Source organism: Bacillus sp. J33 (assembly GCF_000518885.1).
Classification (GTDB): Bacteria; Bacillota; Bacilli; order Bacillales; family Cytobacillaceae; genus Cytobacillus.
This window is the reverse complement of record NZ_JAEL01000147.1, coordinates 1-10,225: the sequence shown is the minus strand read 5'-3', so window position 1 is coordinate 10,225 and position 10,225 is coordinate 1. Positions and strand designations below refer to the sequence as shown.

Here is a 10,225-nt window from a genome sequence, read left to right as displayed (position 1 = left end):
GCGGGCGGTCCGACGCTCCTCGGTGCATTCGCACCTGCGGGGTCTCCCGCTGACACGCTTCTCCCGCAGGACATTGAATAAGCTTCCCCGAATTAACACCGCACGAAGGAAATGCGGTAGCATTTTCGAGGAGCTCGTACCTTCCGCTCCAATCAACAGGGTGCTAAAATCAACAATAAGCTTTAACACAGCCTTTCGGATAATATGAAGTTTTCGATTTTATATTCATTCGAATGGATAAATCTTCAAATCTAGAAAATCGGCAAAAATATTATTCGTATTCAGCCAAAATCTCTTCAATGGTGAATTTAATGCCATAATACACAAACAAAGCGGCCATGGAGGCAGGGTACCCAAAGCGATTTCCTTCTTCATCAGGGAGGAGCCCTTTTGTTAGCTTTAAATCTATATGAACATCTGCCAGGTCAGCAAGGCTTTCGCTGCCTTCTGCTACTGCGGTGCTTACTGCCACAAAGGGGATTCCTTTTTCAGCAAGGGTTTTCGCAAGTCCTAGAGCCTCTTCATCATCGGAATTCCTTGAAAAGATTATTACTCTATCCGTCTCAGTGATTTCATCCGCTTTTTGCAGAATAGCGGCATCTCTTAGCGGTTCCTGGCTTTGGGTGGCTTCGCAGCCAATCCCTGTCATTTCTTTTGTGCCATGAATATAAATTTTTCCTTCTCCTGCAGCGGCTTGAGCCAAAAGGCGCGCACTGTCCTCGATGGAAAATTCCTCTTTTTCCTGTAATCTTTTAAATAATCCCGTCAGCTGGGTAGAAAACATTTTTAGCAAAGTAAATCACTCCTTCGGTCAATGCTGTGCGGTTCTATTATAGAGAAACAAAAGGGAAAGGTAAAATATTCACAGTAAAATTGCAAATAATAGCAGGAATTGTGTTGTTTTGTAGAGAAATTACCTATAGGAGAATGTATAGTTAAGTGACCTGCAGTCATAATTGTGTGAGTATTTATCGTAAGTGCTTTTAATACGACAGGAAGAGGTGGCTTGATGAAAGGGAAAATTTTAATCGTAGATGATCAGTTCGGAATCCGTATTTTACTTAATGAGGTATTACAGAAAGAAGGGTACGACACATACCAGGCTGCCAATGGAGTCCAGGCTCTCGACATTGTTTCCAAGCATTCGCCTGATCTCGTCCTTCTCGATATGAAAATCCCGGGAATGGACGGAATTGAAATCTTAAAAAGGATGAGAGTGGTTGATAAAGATATCCGGGTTATCATCATGACTGCGTATGGTGAGCTGGATATGATTCAGGAAGCCAAGGATCTAGGCGCTCTTACCCATTTTGCAAAACCATTTGATATCGATGACATTCGGGCTGCGGTGAAGAAATATTTGCCGGTTCCCAATTCGAATTAAAACGAAAAAAACCTTTTTTACCCTGAATTTCCATCGTAATAAAAATGATAGCGTTTGCTTTATGACAATTAAGAAAAACCCCTCTAGATTGATGGCATTTCTAAATCCTTTTTGGTATGATAACAAATGAATTCCATAGGATCGCTTTCGTTTATCAGGGATTTTAAAGGGTACATATTCGGTAGTGTTAAAGGGAAAACTTTAACAGTCCATTACCTGTGAAAAACAAGACGATCATCAATAAGGAGGAAGAAAAATGCCTTTAGTTTCTATGACTGAAATGCTGAATAAAGGAAAATCAGAAGGCTATGCAGTAGGTCAATTTAACTTAAACAACCTTGAGTTCACTCAGGCTATCCTGCAAGCAGCAGAAGAGGAAAAATCACCAGTTATCCTTGGTGTTTCCGAAGGTGCAGCTCGCTATATGGGCGGCTTCAAAACGGTTGTAAAAATGGTTGAAGGACTTCTGGAAGATTACAAAATTACAGTGCCAGTGGCTATCCATTTAGACCACGGTTCAAGTTTTGATAAATGTAAAGAAGCCATCGATGCAGGATTCACTTCTGTTATGATCGATGCTTCCCACGATCCTTTCGAAGAAAACGTTGCAACTACCAGCAAAGTAGTTGAATATGCGCATGCAAAGGGCGTCTCAGTAGAAGCGGAGTTAGGAACTGTCGGCGGACAGGAAGACGACGTTATTGCTGATGGCGTTATTTATGCGGATGCAAAAGAATGTGAAGAGCTAGTGAAGCGTACAGGCATTGACTGCCTTGCTCCTGCACTTGGTTCTGTTCATGGCCCATACAAAGGCGAGCCTAACTTAGGTTTTGCTGAAATGGAAGAGATTGGAAATCTCACTGGTGTTCCTCTAGTTCTTCATGGCGGCACAGGCATCCCAACAAAAGATATCCAAAAAGCTATTTCTTTAGGAACAGCTAAAATCAATGTTAATACAGAGAACCAAATTGCTTCTGCGAAGCGCGTTCGTGAAGTGCTTGCTGAAAACCCTGAAATGTACGATCCACGTAAATACTTAGGGCCGGCACGTGAGGCAATCAAAGAAACTGTTATCGGCAAAATGCGCGAGTTTGGTTCTTCTAACAAAGCATAAACAAGAACTAAACAAGTATTGCATGAGAAACCGCCTTCTAGATTTTAGAGGCGGTTTCCCTGTATTTTATAAAGATGGAGAATTTGAAACATCCTTGGACAATAAAAGTTAATCAAGCTTTACAAGACATAGACTTTATTTAATAATACTTACGATAACTGCATCATCAATTATCAAAATATTAAACAAGGTGGGATTATTATGAAGTTTTTTATCGATACGGCAAATATGGAAGAAATTAAAGAAGCTTTTTCTCTTGGTGTAGTAGCTGGGGTAACAACAAATCCATCATTGGTTGCAAAAGAAAAAAATGTATCCTTTCCTGACCGCCTGCGCGAAATTACAGATTTGGTCCCAGGATCAGTCAGTGCAGAGGTAATCGCCCTCGATGCAGAAGGAATGATTAAGGAAGGAAAAGAGCTTGCTGCCATTGCACCAAATATCACAATCAAGGTTCCAATGACGCCAGATGGTTTAAAAGCTGTCAGCGCTTTTTCTCAAGAAGGCATTAAAACGAATGTTACGTTGATTTTCAGCGCAAACCAGGCACTGCTTGCAGCAAGAGCCGGTGCAACGTATGTCTCACCTTTCCTTGGCCGTTTGGACGATATCGGCCATAACGGTCTTGATTTAATTTCTACTATTGCAGAAATTTTTGCTATCCATGATATTGATACGGAAATCATTGCGGCATCCATCAGACATCCACAGCATGTAACGGATGCAGCTTTAAGAGGAGCGCATATTGCGACGGTTCCATATAAAGTAATCAAGCAATTATTCAACCACCCGCTGACAGATAAGGGGATTGAGGCATTCCTGGCAGACTGGAATTCCAGAGGCTAATTCATTCTTCAGTAAAATAACTCTAGGCACCTGGCTTTGTTCCAAGGATTGGAACAAAGCCAGCCCCATATCTTAAACCTCTGCATTTAGTACTTCTTTCTTAATTTTAACTTTTTTGGCTATCGATACATGAGATTTGATTTTTCGTGTAAACTATAAGATAAAGATAATGTCGGACTATGTAAAAAAATGATGGAAAATTGTTCCTTGTATAACTTGCAATGTTGCAAACGCCAGATACATGTTAATATGAAAGTGCATATTTTCCAAATGAATGTTTCCGATATTAAGTGAAACTTCATTCAGCGGCTATTGTTGCTGAATGTTAGTTGAGGCCCGCAGGAAGCGGGTCCTAAAGACGTTGCCACAGACAAGGAAAGCTACGGCAGGGATACATTGCACGACCGAAAGCGATAGCTCTGGAAGAAACGTGGCGCTTTAAGTCTGAGTTTCTAAAAATCGGGCCTTTGCGGCAGTTCCTCAAAAACTAATTAATTTGCATGATTTTACTTGAGAGGAGTACTGTCCGTTAGACTGCGATTAACAAAAGGACAAGCCTATTTGGTTTCTTATAGTAGCTAGGGCTATTTTCTGATGTATTTGGTTAGAAAAGTAGTGTATAGCCTTTGCTGTAAGGGCTCTCATTAGAAAAGCGGAAGTGCCTTTAAGGATGAACTTCAACTAAGAACCGCCGCGTTATGTGGCGAACATTGAAATCAGCACATCCTGTGCAAACCCGGCAAGCATAAGCCAAATCACACAGGAATTCTTATATCCGGTTTAATTGGCTTATGACTCGAGCTGCTCGAAGCATCATTCTCCGAATCATGCTCCTCGCTAGATATTCAAGGGAGCCCATTCGGGATGAAAACTGGCTGGGCACTGGAGCTAGACATTTTCTAACTTAGAGCTGATTACTGCAGCATGCACGATTAACAACGGCTTAGAAGGGAGTTACAAATGGAAAAGCTTATGATTGCAGGCGGATATCCTTTAAAGGGAACGGTCCGGATCAGCGGAGCCAAGAATAGTGCGGTAGCGTTGATCCCTGCTACCATTTTAGCGGAGTCGCCTGTGACAATTGAAGGTTTGCCGGATATTTCGGATGTTCAAATTTTAAAAGATCTCCTTGAGGAAATCGGGGGAACGGTTGAGTTTACAGATAGCAATATGACCGTTGATCCATCCTCCATGATCTCCATGCCTTTGCCGAACGGAAAAGTAAAAAAACTGCGGGCTTCCTACTATTTGATGGGAGCGATGCTGGGCCGATTTAAGAAAGCAGTCATTGGATTGCCTGGAGGCTGCCATCTTGGCCCAAGGCCGATTGATCAGCATATTAAAGGGTTTGAAGCCCTGGGTGCACGCGTGACGAATGAACAGGGAGCCATTTATTTGCGTGCAGATGAACTCCGCGGGGCCCGTATTTACCTGGATGTGGTCAGCGTAGGGGCTACCATTAATATTATGCTGGCTGCTGTAAGGGCTAAGGGCAGAACGATTATTGAAAATGCTGCAAAAGAACCGGAAATTATTGACGTTGCCACGCTGCTTACCAATATGGGTGCAAAAATTAAGGGAGCCGGTACAGATGTCATCCGTATTGACGGAGTGGAAAACCTGCATGGCTGCCAGCACACCATCATTCCAGACCGAATTGAAGCGGGTACGTATATGATTGTAGGCGCTGCTGCAGGAGAGGGTGTACTCATCGACAATGTCATTCCACACCATCTTGAATCCCTAATTGCCAAGCTTCGCGAAATGGGTGTCCAAGTGGAAACGAATGACGATCAGATTTTTGTCGGCCCAGCTGAAAAAATGAAAGCTGTTGATATTAAAACGCTTGTATATCCTGGCTTCCCTACTGATCTTCAGCAGCCGCTGACATCACTGCTGACAGGGGCTGAAGGAACAAGCATGGTTACTGATACCATTTATAGTGCCCGTTTTAAGCATATTGATGAGCTGCGCCGAATGAATGCCAACATTAAGGTGGAAGGCCGCTCAGCAATCATTAATGGCCCAGTCCAGCTTCAAGGTGCAAAAGTCAAAGCCAGTGATTTGAGAGCTGGCGCTGCACTGGTTGTGGCCGGTTTAATGGCTGAGGGGGTTACCGAGGTGACGGGCCTTGAGCATATTGACAGAGGCTACAGCCATCTTGTTGAAAAACTTAATGGGCTTGGGGCTACAATCTGGCGCGAAGAAATGACAAAAGAAGAATTGGAACAAATGAAAAACGCATAAGTTCCGGAACACGGACAGGAGTTTGGGCTTCAGGCGCAATCAGCTTGAAGCCATTAGCCTGAGCTAAGATAGGTGCGTGTTCTGTGATTTTATAACATATAAAGTCTTACCAATAAATTAAGGCAGGTGACTGTGCGGTTCCGAGTGATAGGGCCGACCGCAGTCGCTATGCAATCAGCCTTAGAATCTGGGGAGGAAAGATCGATGGAAAGAAGTTTGTCAATGGAGCTAGTCCGTGTAACAGAAGGTGCAGCTTTAGCATCTGCACGCTGGATGGGGCGCGGATTAAAGGATGAAGCGGATGATGCAGCCACTTCTGCGATGAGGGATGTGTTTGATACTGTACCAATGAAGGGAACAGTTGTAATCGGAGAAGGTGAAATGGATGAAGCGCCAATGCTTTACATTGGGGAAAAGCTTGGAACCGGCTATGGCCCCCGTGTTGATGTGGCAGTCGATCCATTAGAAGGCACGAACATCGTAGCATCGGGCGGCTGGAATGCGCTTGCAGTACTGGCTGTTGCAGATCATGGAAACCTGCTGCATGCACCGGATATGTACATGGACAAAATTGCTGTCGGTCCGGAAGCAGTTGGGCAAATTGATATTAATGCTTCTGTTCTGGATAATTTGAAAGCGGTAGCAAGAGCAAAAAATAAAGATATACAAGATGTTGTAGCAACAGTTCTTAACCGTGAGCGCCATGAGCATATTATCAGCCAGCTTCGCGATGCTGGTGCCAGAATCAAATTGATCAATGATGGGGATGTTGCCGGTGCAATCAATACAGCTTTCGACGAAACCGGTGTTGATATTTTGTTTGGTTCAGGCGGGGCTCCTGAAGGCGTCCTGGCAGCAGTTGCCCTTAAGTGCCTTGGCGGGGAAATCCAGGGCAAGCTTCTTCCGCAGAATGACGCAGAAGCTGAGCGCTGCGTGAAGATGGGCCTTGATATTAATAAAGTTCTTCTTATGGAGGACCTGGTAAAAGGCGATGACGCAATTTTTGCGGCAACAGGCGTGACAGATGGAGAACTTTTAAAAGGCGTACAGTTTAAAGGATCTTATGGCTCTACCCATTCGGTTGTTATGAGGGCTAAGTCAGGGACAGTTCGCTTTATCGAGGGACGCCATAGCTTGAATAAAAAGCCTAATCTTGTCATTAAATAAGAAAAGCAAAAAGAAAGATTGGAAATGGGAGCTGGCCTGGGTGCCAGCCTGCCCATTTTCGTTACCTTCCTGTTATATTTTCCATTTCAAATTTTGTTATTGATTAAATTTCATATTAAGGGGTAAAATAGAGATTGTTTTTTACTGAAGAGGAAACCTCCATATTTCAACTGAAAAACGGGCTCCTAACCGGCTATTCCTCGAACTTTTTTTCATTCAGCAGAAACACAAAATATAGATATTCTTCAACCGCTTCAAGACCTCAAAAGCGTCTTTCCCTTTCCTTTCATATAAAGTCCAATATTAGTACAGCTGCATATGAAGGAAATGATTGAAAATTTCAAAAGTGTGGTGTAAAAATGGGTTTAAATATTTCAAGTTTAGAAAATATGAAGCTAAAAGAGCTTTATGAACTTGCCCGTGAATATAAAGTTTCTTATTACAGCAAGTTATCGAAAAAAGAATTAATTTTTGCCATCCTGAAAGCAAGAGCAGAGCAGGAAGGCTACTTCTTCATGGAAGGTGTTCTCGAAATTATCCAATCGGAGGGGTTTGGCTTCCTGCGTCCGATCAACTATTCGCCAAGCTCTGAGGACATTTATATTTCAGCTTCACAGATCCGCCGCTTTGATCTAAGGAACGGTGACAAGGTTTCAGGGAAGGTACGCCCTCCGAAGGAAAACGAGCGTTATTTCGGTCTGCTTCAAGTAGAAGCGGTGAATGGCGATGATCCGGAATCAGCGAAAGAGCGTGTTCACTTCCCGGGTCTGACACCTTTATATCCAAACCGCCATATGAAGCTGGAAACAGGTACAAGGCAGCTTTCCACAAGAATTATGGACTTGCTCGCACCAGTCGGATTCGGTCAGCGCGGTCTGATTGTTGCGCCTCCTAAAGCTGGTAAAACAATGCTTTTAAAAGAAATTGCCAATAGCATTACGACCAACCATCCAGAAGCGGAATTAATCGTCCTTTTGATTGACGAGCGTCCGGAAGAGGTAACTGATATTGAGCGTTCTGTTGCTGGCGATGTTGTCAGCTCAACGTTTGATGAAGTGCCGGAAAACCATATTAAAGTGGCGGAGCTTGTTCTTGAACGTGCCATGCGTTTAGTAGAGCATAAGCGCGATGTTGTAATTCTAATGGACAGTATCACAAGGCTGGCAAGAGCTTATAACCTGGTCATTCCTCCAAGCGGAAGAACCCTTTCCGGCGGTATTGATCCAGCTGCTTTCCACCGTCCGAAGCGTTTCTTCGGGGCAGCCCGCAATATCGAAGAAGGCGGAAGCTTAACCATTCTTGCAACAGCGCTTGTTGACACTGGTTCACGCATGGATGACGTCATCTATGAAGAATTCAAAGGTACTGGAAACATGGAGCTTCACCTTGACCGCTCACTGGCTGAAAGAAGAATCTTCCCGGCAATTGATATCCGCCGTTCCGGAACGCGAAAAGAAGAATTGCTTATCCAGAAAGATCATCTTGATAAGCTATGGGCAATCCGGAAATCCATGTCCGATTCACCTGACTTTGCAGAAAAACTGCTTCGCAGGCTGAAACAGACAAAATCAAATGAAGAATTCTTTGCCAATCTGGCGGAAGAAATGAAGGCCAAGCGCTCTCAATAAGAAAGCTTTTTAGCAGTATCTTATTGGTAGTATGTTTATGGCATCAATCATAAAGCAATAAGAAAAAGCCTTTGGGAAAATTTAGGATGCATAATTCGCTTATTGCAAATTATACTTGTACTTGTTATAATGATCACAGTGTGTTTTTGAAGTTTACGGCAATCGCTGGTTGCCCGTAATATATAACTCTGTTTCGAATGATTCAGGGCGGAAGGAGATGAAAAGAATGAAATCAGGAATTCATCCTAACTATAAAAAAGCAATGGTGAAATGTGCTTGCGGTAATGAGTTCGAAACCGGTTCTGTTCAAGAAGAGATCCGTGTTGAGACTTGCTCTGAGTGCCACCCATTCTATACTGGACGTCAAAAATTCGCTGAAGCTGGCGGACGTGTTGACCGTTTCAATAAGAAATACGGCATTAAGTCAGAACAAAAATAATAAACAACAAAAACAGGCAAGTTAACTTTCTTGCCTGTTTTTTATTGCGAATGAAGGCCGGATGACGGCCTGATTTGGATATGAAGAACTGTTTTTGCGGGGCCTTTTTACCCAGGCTGCTGAAAAACTGCACGAGTACAATGTAAATTTAACAGCTCGACCCTTTCTTCATAAAATAATAAATAGAACAAAAAATAGAAAAGTGTAATTTTGAAGTCTGACTGGTGTCTAGCTTCAGGCGCCATCGGCTCGAGGTCATAAGCCATTCCGACAAAAAGGTAAAGTTCAACCTTTCCGTCGGCTTGTCTTATGCTTGAGGCCAGCAGGAAAAGGAAGGCTTCGTCAGCATAATCATCGCACGACCAAAAGAGACAGCTTTTGGGAGGATGCGGGTCATGCAGGCGTTGCCGCAGGACGTGGCGTTCTTAGTCTGCGTTCTTAATTGAGCAGGCGCCTTACGCTTTTCGAAATTATATTAGTTAGTACGAGGAAGGAGAGGCCGTTCATGTACGTTATGAATCATCACGGATGGGTGGAAGTCATTTGCGGAAGCATGTTTTCCGGCAAATCAGAAGAGCTGATTCGCCGTGTACGAAGAGCTCAGTTTGCCAAGCAGCAGATTGCTGTATTTAAGCCGCAAATTGATAACCGGTACAGTGATGAGGCTGTCGTTTCACACAATGGAACTTCTATCATAGCTAGACCCATAAAACAGTCTACCGATATTTTTAAACACATTAATCCTGAAATTGATTTGATTGCCATTGATGAGGTGCAGTTTTTTGACGATGAGATTGTCAAGGTAATCCAGCATCTGGCAGACAGCGGACACCGTGTCATTGCTGCCGGACTTGACCAGGATTTCCGAGGGGAGCCATTTGGCCAAATGCCTGCGATCATGGCGATTGCTGAATTGGTAACTAAGCTTCAGGCTGTATGTGCCGTTTGCGGATCGCCTGCCAGCAGAACACAGCGCCTGATCAATGGAAAGCCAGCTTCATATGATGATCCGGTAATTCTGGTTGGCGCATCAGAAGCGTATGAACCCCGCTGCCGCCATCATCATGAAGTTCCCAAATCGCCCAATGTTATAGAAAATCCCGAGACAACTGAGTCTTTATCATAATATTTATACTTAACGATCTCTCTGCCCTGGCGTTGTTTCCGGGCAGTTTTTTTTATGAAGAAAAGGATTATCTGAATAAATCTCGTTTTAGCGAAAATATGACTTTACAACTTGAGAAAAAAACGTCTTCATGAGGCCCAAAAAGGTGAGAGGAACCAGAAAAACGTCTTCATAAAGGCCTCATGAAGCCCGAAAAAAGGAGAGACTCGGAAAAAAGGTCTTCATGAAGGCTTCATGACGCCCGAAAAAGGGAGAGAGTCGGAAAAAAGGTCTT

Annotated in this window: 9 protein-coding genes; 8 read left to right on the top strand and 1 reads right to left on the bottom strand. The window is 43.5% G+C overall.

Going from position 1 to position 10,225, the window contains the following annotated elements; genetic code table 11:
• Window positions 1-271 precede the first annotated feature (271 nt).
• Window positions 272-793, bottom strand: a complete 522-nt coding sequence (locus L634_RS0127065) for a DUF2529 domain-containing protein (RefSeq protein ID WP_026585105.1) — start codon at window positions 791-793, stop codon at window positions 272-274.
• A gap of 213 nt (window positions 794-1,006) precedes the next feature.
• Between L634_RS0127065 and L634_RS0127060 the strand changes: the two genes are divergently transcribed.
• The 8 genes from L634_RS0127060 to L634_RS0127020 all read left to right on the top strand — a co-directional run bounded on the left by L634_RS0127060 (window position 1,007) and on the right by L634_RS0127020 (window position 9,951).
• Window positions 1,007-1,384: a response regulator gene (locus tag L634_RS0127060; protein ID WP_181395926.1), complete on the top strand. Its 378-nt coding sequence runs from the start codon at window positions 1,007-1,009 to the stop codon at window positions 1,382-1,384.
• A 256-nt stretch (window positions 1,385-1,640) separates the two neighbouring features.
• On the top strand, window positions 1,641-2,498 hold the full coding sequence (locus L634_RS0127055) for a class II fructose-bisphosphate aldolase (RefSeq protein ID WP_026585103.1): 858 nt from the start codon (window positions 1,641-1,643) through the stop codon (window positions 2,496-2,498).
• Window positions 2,499-2,699: 201 nt separating this feature from the next.
• On the top strand, window positions 2,700-3,344 hold the full coding sequence (gene fsa, locus L634_RS0127050) for a fructose-6-phosphate aldolase (protein WP_026585102.1): 645 nt from the start codon (window positions 2,700-2,702) through the stop codon (window positions 3,342-3,344).
• A gap of 960 nt (window positions 3,345-4,304) precedes the next feature.
• Window positions 4,305-5,591, top strand: coding sequence for a UDP-N-acetylglucosamine 1-carboxyvinyltransferase (locus L634_RS0127045; protein WP_026585101.1), 1,287 nt, complete (start codon window positions 4,305-4,307; stop codon window positions 5,589-5,591).
• Window positions 5,592-5,795: 204 nt separating this feature from the next.
• Complete coding sequence (glpX, locus tag L634_RS0127040; protein ID WP_026585100.1) at window positions 5,796-6,758, top strand: class II fructose-bisphosphatase; 963 nt, start codon at window positions 5,796-5,798, stop codon at window positions 6,756-6,758.
• Between the two features lie 359 nt (window positions 6,759-7,117).
• Complete coding sequence (gene rho, locus L634_RS0127030) at window positions 7,118-8,386, top strand: transcription termination factor Rho (protein ID WP_026585098.1); 1,269 nt, start codon at window positions 7,118-7,120, stop codon at window positions 8,384-8,386.
• Window positions 8,387-8,612: 226 nt separating this feature from the next.
• Window positions 8,613-8,825, top strand: coding sequence for a 50S ribosomal protein L31 (rpmE, locus tag L634_RS0127025; protein ID WP_009332279.1), 213 nt, complete (start codon window positions 8,613-8,615; stop codon window positions 8,823-8,825).
• Between the two features lie 505 nt (window positions 8,826-9,330).
• Window positions 9,331-9,951 (top strand): thymidine kinase, encoded by a 621-nt coding sequence (locus L634_RS0127020; RefSeq protein WP_026585097.1) that lies wholly within the window; start codon window positions 9,331-9,333, stop codon window positions 9,949-9,951.
• The last annotated feature ends 274 nt before the right edge of the window (window positions 9,952-10,225 follow it).